Consider the following 19,761-nt stretch of genomic DNA (forward strand, 5'->3'; position numbering starts at 1 on the left):
AAACCGAATCACAACCCTGTTTTATCAAATGGAACGCCCAATGACCGCCATGACGACTGCGACAACCGCCCTACAACAAAAAGCCCAGCAACTGCTCGACACGCTCGATCAGCAGATTATTGGTCAATCCCATCTGACACAACGCATGCTCATCGCCCTGCTGGCCGACGGGCATTTGCTGGTGGAAGGGCCGCCAGGCCTGGCGAAAACCAAAGCGATTAAAACCCTCGCCAGTCTCATCGAAGGCAACTACCATCGTATCCAGTTCACACCGGATTTACTGCCGTCCGACATCACCGGCACCGAGATTTACCGTCAGGCTACCGGTGACTTCGCGCTGCAAAGAGGCCCGATTTTCCATAACCTGATTCTCGCCGACGAAATCAACCGTGCCCCGGCCAAGGTGCAATCCGCGCTTTTGGAAGCCATGGCCGAAGAACAGGTCACGGTCGGCAAACACAGTCTGCCGTTGGAACGGTTGTTCATGGTGATGGCCACGCAAAACCCCATCGAGCAGGAAGGCACCTATCCGCTGCCGGAAGCCCAACTCGACCGCTTTATGATGCACGTCAAAATCGATTACCCGAATTCGGCGGCGGAAAAACTGATTCTCGATTTGGTGGAACGTGAAGCACGCGATGACGTGAACGCCATCCCGGAAATGATGTCGCAAGAGGAGCTGTTCAGCGCCCGCGACGAAATCCTCAATTTGTATCTGTCCGAGGAAACCAAAACCTACATCGTCGAACTGGTCATGGCGACCCGTCAGGCCGACAAATACGATGCCGACTTGGCGCGTTACATTGACTACGGCGTCAGCCCGCGTGCCACCGTCGCACTGTCGCGCACTGCTCGCGCACTGGCTTGGCTGAAAGGGCAAGACTTCGTTTCGCCGGAAGAAGTGCAAGCCGTGGTGCATGACGTGTTCCGCCACCGTTTGCTGGTCAGCTTCGAGGCCGAAGCCAACGGCAAAACCAGCGACAGCCTGGTCGACGACCTTTTGAAACTGGTGCCGGTGATTTAAACCACCGCAAGTATTTCACCATGTCGCACGCCGCCAGCCCTTACACGCAAATGGACGATTTGATCGCTTTACGGTTTCACGTGAAACCGCGACGTCTGGCGCAACAGCAAAAACTCATTTCCGAAAAAGGCGGTTACCACCAGGCCATTCGTAAAGGCCGCGGCATGGAATTCAGCGAAGTGCGCGAATACACCGCCGGAGACGACGTGCGCCACATCGACTGGAAAGTCAGCGCCCGCACCCAGAAAACCCACACCAAAGTCTTTACCGAAGAACTGGAAAAACCGGTGGTCTGCGTGCTGGAGCAAAGTCCCAAACTGTTTTTCGGTTCCCGCACGCGCTTCAAAGCCGATATGGCCTTGCAACTGCTCGCCGCTTTGGGCTGGGTCACGCTGCAGCAAGGCGACCGTTTCGGCGGACTGGCTTTTAACCATCTCGGGCATCAATGGGTCGAGCCACGCCACCACCAAACCTCGGTGATGCAGTTTCTGCATCAAAGTCTGGCGCTGCAACAACAACTCAGCTCACCCGGCACCTCGTCTGCGGAAAATTGGCTGACACAACTGTCGCAACTGCAAAAACATTTACGCCCCGGCACCCGGGTGTTTCTGATCGGCGATTTCCTCAACAGCAGCGACGCCTTTATCGAAAAACTGACCCAACTGAAGCGCCATGCCGACATCTCCTTGATACACGTCTACGATCCACTGGAAATTCACCTGCCGACCTTAGGGCAACTGAAGCTGACCGACGGCGACCACGAAATGGCACTCAATACGCTGGATGACGCCTTTCGCGAGCAATACACCGAACTCTACGAAAACGCCTGGCAAACCCTGCATCAACAACTCGCGCCCTGGCATCTGCCGTTGGTGGATATCGCCACCGACGAAGACCCGGTCAAAGGCCTGATGACACAAGGAATTCTTCGATAATGGATCCGAAAATCGAACAATTGCTGTCTCAAATGAACGACATTGCCGTCCCCGATCCGGTCGGCTGGTGGCCGCTGTCGCAAACGCTGATCGGCTTGTTCGTCGGCATCGGCGGGATTCTGATTGGTTTAACCTGGTATTACCTGACCCAAAAACGCAATAACCGCTACCGCGAAGAAGCGCTGAACCTGTTCGACCAACAAGTTGCTCAGGCGGACACCCCGCAACAACAACTGCAATTGGCCAATAAACTGCTCAAACAGGTCGCCATCACCAACTACGGTCGCCGCCAGGTGGCCGAACTCAGCGGCCAGGCCTGGGTGAATTTCCTGCATCAGACCGCGCTCTACATCGACCAGCCGGAACACCTGCAAGCCTGTCTGGAATCGGCTTACCGGCCCAACCCGATTCAATCGGAAGCCGCCATCCGTGACACACTGGATTACGCTCGCAACTGGATTAAAGGACACCACAAATGACCTTTAACGACTGGACCGCGCTGTGGCAACAATTCGATTTTCTCTGGCCGTGGATGCTGGCGTTTCTGCCCTTGCCCTGGGTGATTCGCCTGGTGTTGAAACCGGCGGCGAAGCGACAGATTCCATTGCTGGCCCCGCATTTGATGCAGCGTTTGGAAAGCGCACGAAAAAGCACCCTGCTACAACACAAGGCCCATCCATATCGGTTGCCGCCTTGGGCGCTGCTGTTATGGATACTGTTGATTCTGGCCGCCATGCGTCCGGTGTGGTTTCTGAACACCACGCCTTTTCAAGCCAGCGGTAAAGACCTGATGCTGGCCGTGGACCTGTCCGGCAGTATGGAAAAGGACGATATGATGCTCGGTGGTCACCGCGTCGACCGGCTGACCGCCGTTAAACACGTGGTGAAAGATTTCATCCAGAACCGCCAAGGCGACCGCATGGGACTGGTGGTATTCGGTTCCCAGGCGTTTCTGCAAAGCCCGTTGACCTATGACCTCAACACCGTGGAAACCCTGCTCAAGGAAACCGAAATCGGCATGGCGGGCAATAACACCGCCATTGGTGATGCCATCGGCATCGCTCTCAAACACCTGCACAAAGCCAAACAGGAAAACGCCGTCCTGATTCTGCTCACCGACGGCTCCAATACCGCCGGTGCGGTTCGCCCGTTGGATGCCGCCAAGCAGGCGGAAAAAATGGGACTGAAAATCTACACCATCGGCATCGGCCAAAAAGACCCCGCCGCCATCGACGACTTCCTGTTCGGCCGCGGTCATAATATGGACACCCGCACGCTACAACAAGTTGCCAAATTGACCGGCGGCCAGTTTTTCCTCGCCACCGATACCGACAAACTCAATGAGATTTACACCCTCATCAACCAACTGGAATCCAGTGAACACGACGTCAACAGTTATCGTCTGCGCGACGAACTGTTCCATTGGCCACTGGGGCTGGCGATGCTGCTGAGTTTGCTGGTGGTGATGCTTCGGGTCTATCCGCAATGGCATCCGAACCGCTGGCGACGTCGCCCAACCGCGCCCAAAACCGGAGGGCGTCACTGATGGAAAACGCCACTTTGCACTTCCTCCGCCCCGAATGGCTGTTGGCCTTGATTCCGGCGTTCTGGCTGGTCTGGAAAGTTTGGAAACAAAGCGGACGACAAGGCGCCTGGAACGCGATTATCTCGCCACGTTTCAAACCGGTCCTGCTGGGCGAGAAATCCGAAGAAAGCGTCTTCCCTTGGCCGGTGCTCGGTTTGGCGATTCTGTGGAGTATCGCCATCATCGCCCTGTCCGGCCCGAGCTGGAAACAAGTCGATGTCCCGGCGGAAAAGAACCGTCAGGGCACGGTCATTTTGTTCGACTTATCGCTGTCGATGTTATCGGACGACCTCAAACCCAACCGTTTGAGCCGCGCCCGCTATAAAGTGCTCGACCTATTGAAAGCCCATCCGGAATTGAATGTCGGCATGGTGGCGTATGCCGGCACCGCGCACACCATCGCGCCGATTTCCGAAGACAACCAGACCTTGCTGGCGCTGACGCCCAATCTCAGCCCTTTGATTATGCCCAGTTTCGGCGCCAATGCCGTGGCCGGTTTCGAACAGGCCCAAACCTTATTCAAAGGCGCCCATGTCAAACAGGGCCACATCCTGTGGGTCACCGACGATGTCGAAGCGTCGGAACTCGCCGCCATCACCGAACAGGTCAAACAACACCATTTGCAACTCAGCATTCTGGTGGTCGGCACACCGAACGGCGGGCCGATTCAGGTGCCGAATTACGGGCTCATCAAGGACGAAAACGGCAAAATCATCATGGCGAAAGTGCCTTTCCAACGCTTCCAATCCTTGGCGCAACAAACCGATGCCACCCTCTCGACTTTATCCATGCAAGATGTCGACACCGCCCAATTACTGCCGGACAGCTTGAGCGGATTCGGCTCGGACAATCACCCCCCATCCGATAAAACCCTGTCGAACTGGCTGGACGAAGGCGTGTACCTGCTGTGGTTGCTGGTGCCGCTGGGCGCGTTGGCGTACCGACGCGGCTGGGCGTTTTCCTGGTTAAGCGCCAGTCTGCTGGGCTTAACGCTTTCCGGCGGCCTCATTTCACCGTCTCCGGCCTGGGCGAAAGAGGTCAAAACCGATGACAACACCAGCGTTACCTTGCTGGACGTGTTCAAATCACCCGACCAACAGGGCTATGAAAAATGGCTGAAACAGGATTACGACACGGCGTTGGACCGATTCGAAGACCCGCTCTGGCGCGGTGCCAGCTTGTATCGACAAGGCAAATACAAAGAAGCCGCCAAACAATTCAGTCTGGACGAAAGCGCCCAAGGGCATTACAACCGAGGTAATGCGCTGGCCAAACTCGGCCAGTTTGAAGACGCCAAAGAACAATATGAAAAGGCGCTGAAAGCCAATCCAAAGCTCACGGACGCGCAAAAAAATCTCGACTTAATGGACCAGATTCTCGAGGTGCAAAAGCAACAAAACGCTCAGGAATCCGGCGACAAGGAACGCCAAAGCCCCGATAAACAGCAACCGGATCAACAAGGTCAGCCCAAACCGCAGGACGGTGATCAGTCTTCCGAGAACAACCAACCGTCGTCCAACGCCCAGTCGAATCAGAACGGCGAAAGCGGCCAAAGTGGCGAAAACGGGCAAACACAACCCAATGGCCAGTCGCAAAACAACGATTTAAACGAGCCTTATCAACCCAATCCTTCGGAAAAGGCACAGGAGCCAAAATCACCAGGCCTGGGCGAAAACGATGAAAATGCGGAACCGCGTGACGGCGATTTGCAATCGAAAGAAGGCGGCGAACAGCCGAAGCAGCCCAAAGAACCCGGCCAGGAATTGGGGCAAGGACTGTCCGAATCCGACGCCGGACCCAACGACGCCGGCAAAGCACTGACCGCGCAACAATCCGAAGAGGAACAGGCGCGCCAAAACTGGCTGAAACAGATTCCCGACGAACCGGCTTTGTTCCTGAAGCGCAAATTCGAATACCAATACCAGCAACAAGGCGGCTCGTCCAATCCCAAATATGAGGATAAAATGTGGTAACGCCCAACACGACTGAAAAACGAAACGGTAACGCATAATGACACAAGCACACACTCGGCGATACTTGAAAAAGGTGATTCTGATTACCCTGGCACTGATTCTCATCCTGTTGGTGACCAGCCAGGCGTTTGCCCGCGGTGTGACCGCACAAATCGACCATCAGGACGCCGAAATGGGCGACATCATCACCCTGGTGGTGAAAACCGATTTCCAAACCTTCGACTCGCCCGACTTCCACAGTCTGGACGACCAGTTCGAAGTACTGGGCAGCCAGCGCAGCAGTCAGATTCAAATCGTCAACGGTAACTATCAAGCCTATTCCCGCTGGGACGTGCGCCTCACGCCAAAACAAGCCGGCGACCTGGTGATTCCCCCATTCAATGTCGACGGCGAGCTCAGCGACCCAATCGTGCTACATGTTTCGGAAGCGCCGAAAGCCGACGCGCGTGAGCTGGGCAGCAGCTTTCTCGAATCCAGCGTGAATATCACGGAACCCTATGTGCAACAGGAAGTGCTGTTCACCCTGCGGTTTTATCATCTCGGCCAGTTCCTCAACGGTAATATCCGCCCGCCGAGTTTCGACCACGCCATCACCCAGAACATCCGCAACCAGTTCAATTACCAAAAGCGTATCGGCGGGAAACTGTACGAAGTCTACGAATGGACCTGGGCCTTCTACCCACAAAAGAGCGGTGCCATGACCATTCCGCCGCAAAGCTTTAATGGCCGGATTCAATACCGCGGCGTGCTGAAACTGGTGCAGGATAAAACCCAGCCGATTGAGTTGAATGTACAACCGCAACCGGACACCTATCCGGCGCAATCCGCCTGGCTACCGGCTAAAGAAATTCGCCTCACCGAAGACTGGCAAACGCCGAATCCGATTCGGGTCGGCGACTCCATTACCCGAACCCTGACCCTGCAAGCGGATGGACTTTTGGCCTCGCAACTGCCGGATTTCCAGTTCAAAGAGCAGGCGCATTTCCATATTTATCCGGATCAGCCCCACACCAATAATCAAGCTACCGAAAACGGTATGCAAAGTCAGAAGGTGGAAAAGCTCGCCATCGTTCCGACCGAACCGGGTGACATCGTATTGCCGGAACTGACTCTGCACTGGTGGAACACCGAACAAAACACCTTGGAAACCATTACCCTGCCGTCCAAAACCCTGACGGTGTTACCGGCACTGACATCTCAAAACAACACCTTTGACACCGCGCCCTTGCCGGAAACGCCTGAAACCGTTTCACGTGAAACATCCACAGCGGATTCAACCACTTGGTCGGTTTCCTGGTTCAGCGCTCTGCTACTGGGATTGTGGTTGATAACGCTTTGGTATGCGCTGAAATGGCGTCGAGCACTGCAAAATTTACCAAGCGAGCCAACGGAAACCGCGAATCTGAAAAACGACCAGGCCTGGTCAAAATCGCCGGAAATGGACACGGTCTGTGATGAAGCGGAATTGGACGCCAAATCACTGTACCGCGCCGTTTTGGCCTGGCAGCAACAAGCCTCCGTGGAAAGCAGCAATCGTCTGCTGACGGACTTACAGCGCCTCAAGGCGCATCTGTATCATCAGGAACCGCTGGCACCGCAGACGCTGGCCGACATTTGTGCGGAAATCCAACGCCTGCAACGCCAAGCGCAAAACGCGCCCGCCAAAACCGGTTCCGGCCAGAAACTGGAACCGATTTATCCAAACGAATCTTAAGACAACGAACCGCCGGGTCGGTCGGAATCAATCGCTTTTGAAGTGACCGTCGGCGATTTTCTGCACCGCCGGATAATTGGTTTTACCAGTGCCCAGTACCGGCATTTCCTCAACCAGAATCACAGTTCTCGGCACCATGATTTCCGACACCTGTGCGGCTTTGGCGGCTTCCTTGACGGTATGACGGCTCAGTGACTCGTCATTGGTGACCAGAATCAACTGCTCGCCTTTACGTTCATCCGCCACGGCCACCACCACGTGATGACCTTCCGGGCTGGCCTGGTTGATGTAACTTTCCACCGCCGCCAACGAAATCATTTCCCCGCCGATTTTGGCAAAGCGTTTGGCGCGCCCTTTGATGCGGATAAAACCATCTTCGTCCACGTCCACCACATCACCGGTATCATGCCAGCCGTCCTTCGGCGGTTGCAGCACACCCGGCTGGTCCGGCATCAGATACCCCATCATGATATTCGGGCCTCTCACCACCAAACTGCCACCCTCTTGAATACCGTCGATTTTACGTAACCGATAATCGACGCCCGGCACCAGTTGTCCGACGGTGCCGTTTTTGAAACTGAGCGGGATGTTCACCGCTAAAACCGGCGAGGTTTCGGTCACGCCGTAGCCTTCCAGAATCGGTGTCAGGAATTCATCGGCATACAAACGACGGGTTTCCGGGCGCAGTTTTTCCGCCCCCGCCACCAAATAACGCACACTGTAAAAGTCGTATGGGTCAGCCTTTTTGGCATAACCACTGAAAAAGGTATCGGAACCGAACAGAATCTTCACGTTCAAATTGTAAACGTATTCCGGAATCACCCCGTAATGCAGTGGCGACGGATACAAAAACACCTTGCCGCCTTTTAACAACGGCCACAACAATCCGGCGGTTAAGCCGAAGCTGTGGAAAGTCGGCAAGGCATTGAACAATTGCTCGCCCGGCAATAAGGTTAGCATGGCGGAAATCTGCTCGACATTGCTGTACAAATTGTTATGCGACAACACCACGCCTTTCGGCGCGCCTTCCGAACCGGAAGTGAATAACACCGCACCTTCTTCATCCGGCGACAAACTGTACCCCGGCACCGCCGAAGCGCGGCTCAGTAAAGCACCCAATTTATCGACCCACCCCACCGTGGCGCGAATGTCTTCCAGATACAAGAAGCGTACCTGTTCGGACAAAGCCTCCACCGTGGTCTGCAATTCATAGGCTTCCACGAATTTGCGCGACGTCAACACCGTCCGGACTTCCGCGGTTTCACAGGCCGATTTCATCGGCCCCAATCCAGCGGTGAAGTTCAGCATGGCCGGCACATAGCCGTAAGCCTGCAACGCAAAAAAGGTGGTCGGCATGCCGCTGACATTCGGCAATAACACCGCCACCCGTTTTTCGTCCTTCAACAGCCGGTGCAATTTTTTACCCAGAATACGCGACGCCAACAGCAGTTTTTTACGCGACAAGGCCACCTCGTTGATGTCTTCAACGCAAATATCCGACGCGGAGTATTCCCGCGCCGAATCCACCAAGGCTCGATACAAGGATTTCGGTGTGTAATTAGCGTGGAACTGATTATCACGCATCAGCGTGAAAACACGATTTTTAAAAAATTGGTGTTTTTGACGCCCTTTGAAACCGGCTGGCAATTCAATGGTTTCCGGTGGCAAGACCTTTAAAGTGATTTTCGGCAACCACTGGCGTTTCATATACGCCATCTTCATGCCGTCCAAATAGGAGAAATGGGTTTTTTGCGCCCCTTGAATGTAAATCGGCAGAATCTTCGCCTTGGCTTTATGCGCCACCAAGCCGGTGCCTTCGTAGATTTTCATCAAACTGCCGGTGGTGGTGATGCGCCCTTCCGGGAAAATCATGCAGTGTTTGCCGTTCTTCAACTCTTGAATGACTTTTTTGGTGGCATAAGGGTTGTGGAATTCGACTTTAAAGTGATCGACAAAACTCAGCAAAAACCGTTCATACCATTTTCGAGTGTGAGTTTCGTCAATCATAAAAGCGGTGTCGCCCGGCAGATAAGTACTGATGAGCACGCCGTCCAACAGCGAGGTATGGTTGGCGACAATCAACATCGGTTCGCCGGATTGATCCAGCCGATGGTAGTGCTCCAACCCGGTGATTTCCACCCGGTAGAAGACTTTCAATAAAAATTTGATAATCAGGCTCACCATTATTGTTTTTCCTTTTTTTGAGAGACCTTTAAGATAAACGAAACCGGCCGACGGCGCTTATCACACCGTCTGTGCCAAAACCCGCCCGCGTTTCAGATACCAGAAAGCGACCAATAGATTCAACAGTGCCACACTGTATAAAATTTGCGTCAAATCGAATTCAAATGCATACAACGCCATAATGAAGACGGACGACACCACCATCAGCAACGCATTGGTGATGTTATTGACCGCCACCATTCGCGAACGAAAATGATGCGGTGTCTTCACTTGCAGCAACGTGTAAAGCGGCACCGTAAACAAACCACCGAAAGTGGCGATCAGCAGCATGGTCAATAACACCACCACCGACGGCCATTGGGTCAAAAACATCGAAATACCGACAAGGTCATCCGCCAACACCACCTGGTTCATGGCCAGGTTTCCAATCAGAATCACCACTGAAATCGCCATCAACAGCCACACCAACCAACGCACATTGGTCAGACTGCGCACCGGCTTTTGGTAGCGTCCCGCCAACCAGGCACCCAGCGCAATCCCGACGGAAAACACCGTCAGAAACAACAAAACCACTTTGTCATCCCCGCCAAGCTGATCGGCCACCAGCACCGGAATCTGACTTAAATAGGTGGCCCCCAGAAACCAGAACCACGAAATCGCCAACACCGCGAAAAACGCTTGCGGGAAGTCGTGGCGCAACGCCATTTCCTGACGGGTGTTACGCCACAGATTCCAGTGCACCGTCAAGGATGCGTCTCCCGCCGCACTGACCGGCACAAACCGGCTGGAAACATAGCCCAGCACCGCCACCACCAAAATGGCCGCCGCCATGCCGGTTTCCCCACCGTCGGTCAATACCACCCAGCCGCCGGCAATCGTTCCCAACAGAATCGCCACAAACGTGGAGGCGCTGAACCAACCGTTGCCATCCAACAACTCTTGATCGGCCAAATGTTCCGGTAAGACGGCGTATTTGATCGGGCCGAAAAATGCCGACTGCACCCCCATCAAAAACAGCACCGCAAACAACAGCTCGACGCTCTGAGTCATCAAAGCCATGGCACCGAGTAGCATAATGAGAATTTCCGCCAGCTTGATTTTTCGAATCAGCGCGGTCTTCTCGTATTTATCCGCCAACTGCCCGGCAAACGCCGAGAACAGGAAAAACGGCAGAATGAAAATGCCCGCCGCCAGCGTAATCAAGAGTCCGGCCTGCTCCGGACTTTCCGCCAGGCGAAAGGTAATCAGCATCACCAAAGCGTTTTTGAACAGATTGTCGTTAAAGGCACCTAAAAACTGCACCCAAAACAGCGGAAAAAACCGTCTTGTCAGAAAAAATCCGTTATTCACTCGTCATCCTTTGGCCTTCACCGATTCGGCATTTGGGTTTCAGAAAGCTTCATTTGACACAAGTCAGGAACCGATTGCAATCTTTTCACCCAGTGCTGTGCCTCCAAAACCTGCCGCATTATAAAGGTGCCCATCCGGCTTGCCCATTCAATTCTGGTTATCAACCGCCAGAAGCCATTTATAACCGGGACCAACCGTTAAGCCAAATCGACTGCATGACGAACAAAACCCGAAACGATTAGTACCAAAAACAGGTTTATAAAAATTTCAATAAAATCAAGGGAGTAAAAATTTTTTAACATTACAAAAATTGCTTGTATTACGTAATTTATCTAGGTAATCTAAGTAACACACCGCGCCTGAGCGCAGCAGACCCCACAATAAAAACAAAAAAACAGGTACCCGTTATGCGACAGGCTTTAAGGCTAAACAAATTCGTAAATGCCATCCTCTTGGCCACGCTCCTATTTTCATATTCTGCCGTATCCATGGCGGATGGCCCATTACCTTCCTGGCAAAATACGCCCACCAAACAAGCCATTATCGCCTTTGTCGAAGACGTCACTGACCCCAAATCCCCCAACTTCGTTCCCGTGCCGGAACGCATCGCCACTTTTGATAATGATGGCACTCTCTGGGCCGAACAACCGATGTACGCGCAATTATTTTTCGCCATTGACCGCTTGAAAGCCCTGGCGCCTAAGCATCCGGAATGGAAACAAAAAGAACCTTTTAAATCGATTTTAAACGGTGACCTCAAAGGCGCCGCCACGGCCGAAGGGAAAAAAGCGCTTATCGAGTTGGTCATGGCCACCCATGCCGGCATGACCTCCGAAGACTTTTCAAACATCGTCAAAGAATGGATCGCCACCGCAAAACACCCAACCACCGGCCGTCCCTTCACCAAAATGGTCTATCAACCCATGCTGGAGCTACTGACCTACCTGCGAGCCAATGGCTTCAAAACCTTTATCGTTTCGGGTGGCGGCATCGCATTCATGCGCCCCTGGACGGAACAAGTCTATGGCATTCCACCGGAACAAGTTGTCGGCAGCAGTGTGAAAACCCAATACAAAGTCATGAATGGTCAACCGGTCATTGTTCGCGAGGCGGGAATTAACTTCATTGACGATAAAGCCGGTAAACCCGTCGGCATCAACCAACACATCGGGCGCCAGCCCATTGCCGCCTTCGGGAATTCCGACGGCGATTTGGAAATGCTGCAATGGACCACCTCCGGTAAAGGCAAACGTTTCGGCTTGCTCGTTCACCACACCGATGCAAAACGGGAATGGGCTTACGACCGAAAATCGACATTCGGCCATCTGGACAAAGCGCTGGATATGGCAACCAAACAAGGCTGGACCGTTGTGGACATGAAAAGCGATTGGAAAACCATTTACCCGGATTTCTGAACACTTCAACCATTTCCGTTCGGCATTGTACACAAGACGTTTTACATAATTTCGTCCAAGGAGACCATCAATATGTTGAAAAAAAACCTACTCAATGTGGCCATCGCAGGCGCACTGGCGTTGCCGGCCACCATGCCGTCGGCGCAAGCGGCGTCCACCGACCCCGATAAGCCCAATATCCTGCTGATTGTATCGGACGATACCGGCTACGGTGATTTGGGCCCTTATGGCGGTGGTAAAGGCCGCGGTATGCCGACCCCGAACATCGACAAACTGGCCGAAGAAGGGATGACCTTCTTCTCATTTTACGCTCAACCGAGCAGCACGCCCGGCCGTGCCGCCATGCAAACCGGACGCATTCCCAACCGAAGCGGTATGACAACCGTGGCCTTCCAAGGCCAGGGCGGCGGCTTACCGAAAGCAGAGTGGACACTGGGCTCCGTCCTGAAAAAAGGCGGTTATAACACCTATTTCACCGGGAAATGGCATTTGGGTGAAGCCGACTATTCACTACCGAATGCTCACGGTTACGACGAAATGAAATACGTCGGTCTTTATCACCTGAACGCCTACACTTATGCCGATCCAAACTGGTTCCCGGACATGGATCCGAAGTTACGGAAAATGTTCCAGAAAGTGACCAAAGGTTCGCTATCCGGTAAAGCTGGGCAGAAACCCTACGAAGAATTCAAAATTAACGGTGAATATGTCAACACCCCTGAAAAAGGTGTGGTCGGAATTCCTTTCTATGACCGTTATGTTGAAAAAGCGGCCGTCGAATTTCTGGAAGACTCGGCCAAGCATAAAAAAGGCAAGCCGTTTTACATCAACGTCAACTTCATGAAAAACCACCAGCCGAATATGCCGGACCCGGACTATAAGCACAAATCGATGTCGAAGAGCAAATACGCCGACTCGGTAGTCGAAATGGACGCGCGGGTTGGTCGAATCATGGACAAGCTGAAAGAGTTAAAGCTGGATAAAAATACCCTGGTGGTTTACACCACCGATAACGGGGCCTGGCAGGACGTATACCCGGATGCGGGCTACACCCCCTTCCGAGGCACAAAAGGAACGGTTCGCGAAGGCGGTAACCGTGCCCCGGCCATTGCGGTCTGGCCTGGTAAAATCAAGCCAAACACCAAAAACCACGACATTGTCGGTGGACTGGATTTCATGGCGACCTTTGCCTCCATTGCTGGCGTCGATTTGCCGAAAAAAGATCGAGAAGGCAAACCGATTATTTTCGACAGTTATGACATGACGCCGATTCTGACCGGCAAAGGTAAATCGGAACGTGATTCTTGGTTCTACTTTACTGAAAACGAGCTGTCTCCAGGTGCAATCCGTGCCGGAAATTATAAAGCGGTATTCAACTTGCGCGGCGGTGACGGTGCTAAAACCGGTGGACTCGCTGTTGACACCAACATCGGTTGGAAAGGTGCGGAAAGCTATGTTGCCACCGTGCCACAGATTTTCGATCTTTGGCAAGACCCGCAAGAGCGTTACGACCTCTTTATGAATAACTTCACTGAGCGGACATGGACCCTAGTGACCTTTAATGAAGAGTTGTCAAACCTCATGAAGACCTATGTAAAGTATCCACCACGTAAACTGCAAAGTGACGTATACACTGGACCTATAACTTTAACCGGTTATCAACGGTTTAAACACATCCGTGAACAGTTGGAAAAAGAGGGCGTTTCACTGCCAATGCCAACCGGAAATTAATCCGATTTTAGTTGGTTAACTCAAGAAGCCATTTGGTTCGCCAAATGGCTTTTCTTTTTTAAACAAGCGGTTTATTCTAAAAACGGTTTCGTAAACTCGCTAGAAAAACACGCTGGAAAATCCGCCATTTGGCATTTAATTTAAGGTACGTTATGACACCCTCACAAGACAGCCATCATCACCCCGAACTGCAGTTTCCAATCGATTCAACAAATGATACCTTCCGTTTTCACACCATGGTGAAACCCAGTGGCTCACAATGTAATATCGAATGTTCCTATTGTTTTTATTTACACAAAGAAGGTTTATTAGACCAACCGAAAATGCCACGCATGAGCGATGAGGTTCTGGAAGAACACATCCGACAATACATCGAAGCGCAAACCGGCGATGAAGTCGTGTTCAGCTGGCAAGGCGGTGAACCCACGCTTATGGGACTGGAATTTTTTGAAAGGGTCGTGAGCTTTCAACAAAAGTATCGAAAAGAAAATCAACGCATCGCCAATGACTTGCAGACCAATGGCATTATGCTCAACGAAGAATGGTGTCGCTTTTTAAAAAAGCATGATTTTCTTGTCGGTATTTCCATCGACGGCCCAGCGAATTTACACGATATTCATCGAGTCAGCAAAGGCGGTCAGCCGACACACGAACGTGTCATGCGAGCGGTTTCGTTGTTGCACAAACACGACATTCCCTTTGCCGCTCTCTGCGTCGTCAACCGCGACAATGCGCGCCGCCCCATCGACGTCTATCGATTTTTGCGTGACGAAGTCAAAGCCAAACAAATCCAATTCATTCCCTGCGTGGAAAAAGCGGATTTCACGACCGTGGCGCCCGGTACCTGGAATACCCAACAGATTCCGGTCCAATTTAACCCCAAACAAGACGCCAGTGGCGACAGTGCCCTTGTGACTGAATGGTCGGTGCTTCCGGAAGACTGGGGCTATTTCCTCAACCGGGTGTGGGACGAATGGATCAAAAAAGACTTCGGCGACCTGTTTATCGACCAATTCGAAAACGTGGTGTCGATGATGTTCGGCTATGGCAGCCAAAAATGCGTGACGGCTCAAATCTGCGGAAAAGCCCTGGCAGTTGAGCATAATGGTGATGTCTTTTCCTGCGATCATTTCGTCTATCCCGAATACCGACTCGGCAATATTCTGGAAACCCACGAAGGCGATATGGCGTTTTCCGAACAACAGCAAGCATTCGGCTTTGATAAACACAAAACGCTGCCAGATTATTGCAAGCAATGCGATTATTTGAACCTATGCTGGGGCAACTGCCCGAAAGACCGCTTTTTGAAAACCCCAGACGGTGAAGATGGCTTGCAGTACCTGTGCGCCGGTTTAAAAGCCTTTTACAAAAAAGCCACGACGGAAAAGAGTGCCTTAGCCAAACGCATGGGCATGCGCTGAACCTTTTACAAACCCAGACCGCCGTACCAGGCGGCGATAGCTTCGCTTTTCCATTATTTCTTAAGGATTTTGTCAAACTCCCCTCAGGCTCGCATTCGGGGCAGTGGCTACAATAGCCTATTCCAAGAATACCCGATTGAAAGCCATGTCGATTTCACTGCCCGGCTGGTGGCGCACGCCGATGCAAGCCCACCAACTGCAATTTTTCGCCCATTACATGCTGTTCCTGTCCTGTGTGCTGGTGCTGGCACTATCCTGGTTTCATTGGGTTTATCACATCCATTTGCCCGACCGCATGTACCTGTTGTGGCTGCCGCTGCAACTGATCGGCACCTTTTTGCTGTATCTCATCTTACCGCGGTTCAAAAGCCTGTCCCAAGGCCAGGTATTGGCGTTGTTTGTGTTTTCCTTGATGGTGCTGAGCGGTTATTTGTACGACAGCGGCGGGGCCATCAATCCGCTGATCCACATTTTAATCGCCCCCATCGCCATCGGCTTGGTCATCTTCTCGCGCCAACCCGCTTTCATTCTGATTCTGCTGACCACCGCTATTTATTTCCTGCTCAATCGCTTTTATGTGCCGATTATGAGCATGAAAATTCCCAGCCTCAATGCGTTCTTCGATTGGCATTTGAGCGGTTCCGCCGCGGTTTTTCTCGGCATTTCGGTGCTGGTGATGATGATTGTCTTCCCATTGCGCCAAAAACTGGACGCCCAGCAACAGGATTTGTTGAAAAACCAAAAACAAGCCCTGCAACACGAATACTTGCTGGCATTGGCGACGTTTGCGGCCTCATCCGCCCATCGCCTCGGCACGCCCCTGAACACACTGTCCCTGATTGAAAGCAGTTTGCGGCAAACCTGCTCGTCATCACAGGCACAACAGGATCTCGACATCATGGCGGACCAGCTCAATGTCTGTCAGAAAGCGCTGAGCAATATCCGCCGCAAAGCCGACCAATCCGCCAGGCCTGGGCGTTTTTCATGTGCCTTGTCCGACTTTATCGCCGAAGTGAAAGAAGAGTTTACCCTACTGCACCCGATGCAGGAATTGCCGATCACCCTGCCCGACACCCCCATCACCCTGCACATCGACAACAGCCTGTCTTTAGCGGTGTTGAACCTATTGGAAAACGCGGCCCGTTACAGCCCGGATTACGTGGCGTTACGGTGTGAATCAAACGACGATGGCTTGGTTTTCCAAGTCATCGATCATGGCCAAGGGCTGCGCGACACCGAACTGTCGCAACTCGGCAAACGTCCGCTTACTCAATCCGACGGCGAAGGCATCGGGCTGTATCTGACCCAAATGATTGTTGAACGTTATCAAGGGGAGCTGCATTTCGAACGCGCCGAAAACGAAACCCGTGCGGAAATCCGACTCCCCAAAAGCATCATGGAGGCTCCCATTCATGAATGAGACGACCGATATTCTGATTGTAGACGACGACAGCGCTTTTTTAACGACGCTGACGCGCATGATGCAGCGCCAGGGCCATCCAATCCATGCCGCCAATACCGTGAATGCGGCTCAAGATTTGATCGACACCACACGCTTCTCACGCGCGATTCTGGACTTGAACCTGCAAGGCGACAGCGGTTTGAAATTGCTGACGTATCTGGTAGAGCGGCAACCAGCGTGCCGGGTGGTGATTCTGACCGGCTACGCCAGCATCGCCACCACAGTGGAAGCCATGAAACATGGCGCCTGCGATTATTTGTGCAAACCGGCCTCGCTTGCCGATATTCTCAAATCGCTCGAACTGGACAGCGACGAAACAAAAACCGAAGTGGAAGCCGGCTCCATCCCATCGGCCCATTACGACACCATGTCACCCAAACGCATCGAATGGGAACACATTCAACGCACCTTGATGGAACACGACGGTAATATTTCCGCCACCGCCCGCGCCCTCAACATGCACCGACGCACGCTGCAACGTAAATTGCAAAAGAAACCCGTCCATAAATAACCACATTTTTCTGGTGCGACAAAATGCCGCAGGTTAAACTGAATGGCGAACTCGAACATCCCATAAAATGACACAACCAACGCCTGCCGTAGCCGTCGGGCGGGTTTTTCACCGTTTAATCATTGCAATAGGAGTTGTACATGAAGCCTTCTGTTTTATTCGCCCTAATCATCAGCCTTGGCCTCAACGCCCAAGCTTGGGCCGCCAGTGTTGCCGACAGCATTAAAATCGAAAATCCTTACGTTCGGATGGTGCCGCCGGGCGCGCCAGCCACCGCCGCGTTTATGGTGATAGACAATACCGGTTCCCAAGACCATGCTCTGGTTTCGGCCAAAGCTTACATCAACAAGGTCACCGAACTGCACACCCACATTCACGACAACGGCGTGATGCGCATGCGCCAGGTGCCGAAGATCGACTTACCGGCCGGCCAAAAAACCGCTTTGCAACCCGGTGGTTTCCACATTATGCTGATCAACCTTACTGAGCCGGTAAAAGAGGGCCAACACATTAAAATCGACCTGACGTTTGACGATGGTTCCACCAAAACCATCGACGCTATTGGTCGCCCCTTAATGAAACCGATGATGGGCGGGAAAGGCCACATGCAGCAGGGAATGATGTCCGGCAAAATGTTGAGCAACGGTCAAAACACGCATGCCATGCGTTTGGTAATGCACGCCAATCCGGCGCTACCGAACCTAACCGGTATTGCCGTCAAAAATGCCGCTGAACTGGGTTTAAGTGCCGAACAAGTCACTCAAATCAAAGCTTGGCCAAAGGCCCACAGCCAGGAAATGTCTCGCCTGTTTAATGAAATCCAAACCTTGGAAAAAGCATTGATTCAAGATGCTTTGGCCGGTGAATCCAAAGCGGAATTGATGAAAAAATTCGAGAAAACCTTGGCATTGCGCCGTCAGGTAGCGGAAACCAAAATCGATTGTCGGGATAACATGAAGAAAATCCTCACCAAAGAACAGTTCGACAAACTGGCGTCCATCTATCCAATGATGTAATGACGATGCCATGTCCGTTTGCCGATGATTTGATAAGCATCGGCAACCGAAAATACGCTTCGATACAGTGAATTAGAGCCGTATCAGAAACGCGCCCAAAGGGTCAGGATCACCAAGCCCAAATACACCCAAATGACCAGGCCTGATAGCGCATAAGTCTGCCAGAAGGCTGTGCCAGACAGCTTTAACTGCCCCACCTTGCGATACAATACCGCCGCACTGATGATGACCGCCAGGAAATTGAACAGGTTGAACAAATGTATCCAACCGTCACGATGGCTGGCCAAGGGTTTCATCACCGAATCCGAGTCCATCAACCAATAATAGGCATTGACCAAATCCGGCGCATAATGCAGGAAGAAGAAGCTGCCGATGTGACTCAACGCCCCCACCAGCATCAAGGCGCCAAACGCCAGACCGGCGGTTTCGAACAGCGTCCAGAAGTCGATTTTGGAAACGCGGCTCGCCAGCCATAAACCGCCCAGCGTCAATGTAAAGGTCATGGCCACGGCCATCAGTAAGGCCACCAAACCGACCCAATCCATCGTCGGCACTGCGGGCATCACCGTCTCCAACCAGGAACCGATTTGATACCAGGGCAAAGATTCCTTCAAAGGACTGTGGCCCAACGCATGATGAAAGCGCATCGCCATGGTGATCACGGCCAGCAAGGTGATGAACACCCACACCGTCATCCGATCCAGTTGCTTCACCGGCTCGATGACCTGTTTCGCAAAGCGCGTGACTTTCCAGTCCACCGAGTCGCAGGCCTGGGCACAATCCATACAAAGGGTACAATCCTGCATATTGTTCTTCTTCTCGAACAAATACGGGCGCAGGTTCCATTGGCAAGCTTTCACGCAATCGAAGCTGCGGCAGGTTTGACAGGCCGAACTGTCGGTTTGCAGTTGAGTGAAGCTCACCTTGCCGTAAGACTTAATCACCGACCCGATCGGACAACCGTATCGGCAATAATCCATATTGCGATACAGATAAAAACCGACAAATGCCACCGCGGTCAACACCAGAAAATACAGTGCGCTGACATAAGGTATTTTCAGGAAATCCGGAAACACATACACCGGCACCCAGTAACTCACCACCAGCAATCCCAACCCCCACCAACGGTTGCGTAACCAGTTCGGCATCAACTTCTGAGGGCCGATTTTATTGAGGTATTTACCGATGAAACTGTGCGGACACACGGTGCAAAACACCGGTCCGAAGGTCACCATCGACACCACCAGAAAGAACGGCCAGAACAAAGACCAGAAAATCGCCGGCGTATAAGGGTTATCGATTTCATCCGGATAGGTCAGCCCGAAATAAATCGCGCTGGCAAACAGCACCAACACCAGGGAACGCAACACATTCAAACTCAACGGATGCGTCAGCAAACCGCCGACCAATGGCCAGGACAAGATGTTCTTCATCGTCATC

15 protein-coding genes are annotated in these 19,761 nt (G+C 52.6%); 12 read left to right on the forward strand and 3 right to left on the reverse strand.

Annotation, left to right across the window (positions count from 1 at the left end):
- The first annotated feature begins 40 nt into the window (after nt 1-40).
- From AYJ59_RS00120 to AYJ59_RS00145, 6 genes are read left to right on the forward strand one after another with little or no spacing between them, the layout of a single operon-like run.
- Nucleotides 41-1,024, forward strand: a complete 984-nt coding sequence (locus AYJ59_RS00120; protein ID WP_443080230.1) for an AAA family ATPase — start codon at nt 41-43, stop codon at nt 1,022-1,024.
- Nucleotides 1,025-1,044: 20 nt separating this feature from the next.
- The gene (locus AYJ59_RS00125) at nt 1,045-1,959 is read left to right on the forward strand and encodes a DUF58 domain-containing protein (protein WP_127118941.1); all 915 of its coding nucleotides are present in this window, start codon (nt 1,045-1,047) and stop codon (nt 1,957-1,959) included.
- The gene (locus AYJ59_RS00130; RefSeq protein ID WP_127118942.1) at nt 1,959-2,438 is read left to right on the forward strand and encodes a DUF4381 domain-containing protein; all 480 of its coding nucleotides are present in this window, start codon (nt 1,959-1,961) and stop codon (nt 2,436-2,438) included. Before AYJ59_RS00125 ends, AYJ59_RS00130 begins: the two co-directional genes overlap by 1 nt.
- Nucleotides 2,435-3,505 carry a VWA domain-containing protein gene (locus AYJ59_RS00135; RefSeq protein WP_127118943.1) on the forward strand — a complete coding sequence of 357 codons (1,071 nt, stop codon included), beginning with the start codon at nt 2,435-2,437 and terminating at the stop codon, nt 3,503-3,505. The genes AYJ59_RS00130 and AYJ59_RS00135 overlap by 4 nt, the downstream gene beginning before the upstream one ends.
- Complete coding sequence (locus AYJ59_RS00140) at nt 3,445-5,517, forward strand: VWA domain-containing protein (RefSeq protein ID WP_127118944.1); 2,073 nt, start codon at nt 3,445-3,447, stop codon at nt 5,515-5,517. The genes AYJ59_RS00135 and AYJ59_RS00140 overlap by 61 nt, the downstream gene beginning before the upstream one ends.
- A gap of 37 nt (nt 5,518-5,554) precedes the next feature.
- Nucleotides 5,555-7,231, forward strand: a complete 1,677-nt coding sequence (locus AYJ59_RS00145; RefSeq protein WP_127118945.1) for a BatD family protein — start codon at nt 5,555-5,557, stop codon at nt 7,229-7,231.
- A 27-nt stretch (nt 7,232-7,258) separates the two neighbouring features.
- Here the strand turns inward: AYJ59_RS00145 and AYJ59_RS00150 are convergent, their stop codons facing one another.
- Both AYJ59_RS00150 and AYJ59_RS00155 read right to left on the reverse strand, forming a co-directional pair.
- Nucleotides 7,259-9,415: an AMP-binding protein gene (locus AYJ59_RS00150; protein WP_164730701.1), complete on the reverse strand. Its 2,157-nt coding sequence runs from the start codon at nt 9,413-9,415 to the stop codon at nt 7,259-7,261.
- A gap of 60 nt (nt 9,416-9,475) precedes the next feature.
- Nucleotides 9,476-10,765, reverse strand: a complete 1,290-nt coding sequence (locus AYJ59_RS00155; protein WP_127118946.1) for an MFS transporter — start codon at nt 10,763-10,765, stop codon at nt 9,476-9,478.
- A 488-nt stretch (nt 10,766-11,253) separates the two neighbouring features.
- Here AYJ59_RS00155 and AYJ59_RS00160 point away from each other — a divergent pair, with 488 nt between their 5' ends.
- The 6 genes from AYJ59_RS00160 (at nt 11,254) to AYJ59_RS00185 (ending at nt 18,321) form a co-directional block, all read left to right on the forward strand.
- Nucleotides 11,254-12,180, forward strand: a complete 927-nt coding sequence (locus AYJ59_RS00160) for an HAD family hydrolase (protein WP_206197885.1) — start codon at nt 11,254-11,256, stop codon at nt 12,178-12,180.
- Nucleotides 12,181-12,252: 72 nt separating this feature from the next.
- On the forward strand, nt 12,253-13,911 hold the full coding sequence (locus AYJ59_RS00165) for an arylsulfatase (RefSeq protein ID WP_127118948.1): 1,659 nt from the start codon (nt 12,253-12,255) through the stop codon (nt 13,909-13,911).
- A 152-nt stretch (nt 13,912-14,063) separates the two neighbouring features.
- Nucleotides 14,064-15,332, forward strand: a complete 1,269-nt coding sequence (locus AYJ59_RS00170; protein WP_127118949.1) for an anaerobic sulfatase maturase — start codon at nt 14,064-14,066, stop codon at nt 15,330-15,332.
- A 103-nt stretch (nt 15,333-15,435) separates the two neighbouring features.
- Nucleotides 15,436-16,752, forward strand: a complete 1,317-nt coding sequence (locus tag AYJ59_RS00175) for a sensor histidine kinase (RefSeq protein WP_127118950.1) — start codon at nt 15,436-15,438, stop codon at nt 16,750-16,752.
- Nucleotides 16,745-17,305: a response regulator transcription factor gene (locus AYJ59_RS00180; protein WP_127118951.1), complete on the forward strand. Its 561-nt coding sequence runs from the start codon at nt 16,745-16,747 to the stop codon at nt 17,303-17,305. The genes AYJ59_RS00175 and AYJ59_RS00180 overlap by 8 nt, the downstream gene beginning before the upstream one ends.
- 140 nt (nt 17,306-17,445) lie before the next feature.
- The gene (locus AYJ59_RS00185; protein WP_127118952.1) at nt 17,446-18,321 is read left to right on the forward strand and encodes a copper chaperone PCu(A)C; all 876 of its coding nucleotides are present in this window, start codon (nt 17,446-17,448) and stop codon (nt 18,319-18,321) included.
- Between the two features lie 83 nt (nt 18,322-18,404).
- Here AYJ59_RS00185 and AYJ59_RS00190 read toward each other — a convergent pair whose 3' ends face one another.
- A complete protein-coding gene (locus tag AYJ59_RS00190) occupies nt 18,405-19,760 on the reverse strand; it encodes a 4Fe-4S binding protein (RefSeq protein WP_127118953.1) in 1,356 nt (451 codons plus the stop codon).
- Nucleotide 19,761 lies beyond the last annotated feature (1 nt).

Source organism: Thiomicrospira sp. S5 (genome assembly GCF_003991075.1).
GTDB lineage: Bacteria > Pseudomonadota > Gammaproteobacteria > Thiomicrospirales > Thiomicrospiraceae > Hydrogenovibrio > Hydrogenovibrio thermophilus.

Excerpts from the sequence above, each read along its gene's own strand:
- AYJ59_RS00140 (WP_127118944.1), top strand. The coding sequence starts at position 3,445 with ATGGCATCCGAACCGCTGGCGACGTCGCCCAACCGCGCCCAAAACCGG.
- AYJ59_RS00125 (WP_127118941.1), top strand. The coding sequence starts at position 1,045 with ATGTCGCACGCCGCCAGCCCTTACACGCAAATGGACGATTTGATCGCT.
- AYJ59_RS00135 (WP_127118943.1), top strand. The coding sequence starts at position 2,435 with ATGACCTTTAACGACTGGACCGCGCTGTGGCAACAATTCGATTTTCTC.
- AYJ59_RS00120 (WP_443080230.1), top strand. The coding sequence starts at position 41 with ATGACCGCCATGACGACTGCGACAACCGCCCTACAACAAAAAGCCCAG.
- AYJ59_RS00150 (WP_164730701.1), bottom strand. The coding sequence starts at position 9,415 with ATGGTGAGCCTGATTATCAAATTTTTATTGAAAGTCTTCTACCGGGTG.
- AYJ59_RS00160 (WP_206197885.1), top strand. The coding sequence starts at position 11,254 with ATGGCGGATGGCCCATTACCTTCCTGGCAAAATACGCCCACCAAACAA.
- AYJ59_RS00170 (WP_127118949.1), top strand. The coding sequence starts at position 14,064 with ATGACACCCTCACAAGACAGCCATCATCACCCCGAACTGCAGTTTCCA.
- AYJ59_RS00145 (WP_127118945.1), top strand. The coding sequence starts at position 5,555 with ATGACACAAGCACACACTCGGCGATACTTGAAAAAGGTGATTCTGATT.
- AYJ59_RS00130 (WP_127118942.1), top strand. The coding sequence starts at position 1,959 with ATGGATCCGAAAATCGAACAATTGCTGTCTCAAATGAACGACATTGCC.
- AYJ59_RS00165 (WP_127118948.1), top strand. The coding sequence starts at position 12,253 with ATGTTGAAAAAAAACCTACTCAATGTGGCCATCGCAGGCGCACTGGCG.
- AYJ59_RS00180 (WP_127118951.1), top strand. The coding sequence starts at position 16,745 with ATGAATGAGACGACCGATATTCTGATTGTAGACGACGACAGCGCTTTT.
- AYJ59_RS00190 (WP_127118953.1), bottom strand. The coding sequence starts at position 19,760 with ATGACGATGAAGAACATCTTGTCCTGGCCATTGGTCGGCGGTTTGCTG.
- AYJ59_RS00185 (WP_127118952.1), top strand. The coding sequence starts at position 17,446 with ATGAAGCCTTCTGTTTTATTCGCCCTAATCATCAGCCTTGGCCTCAAC.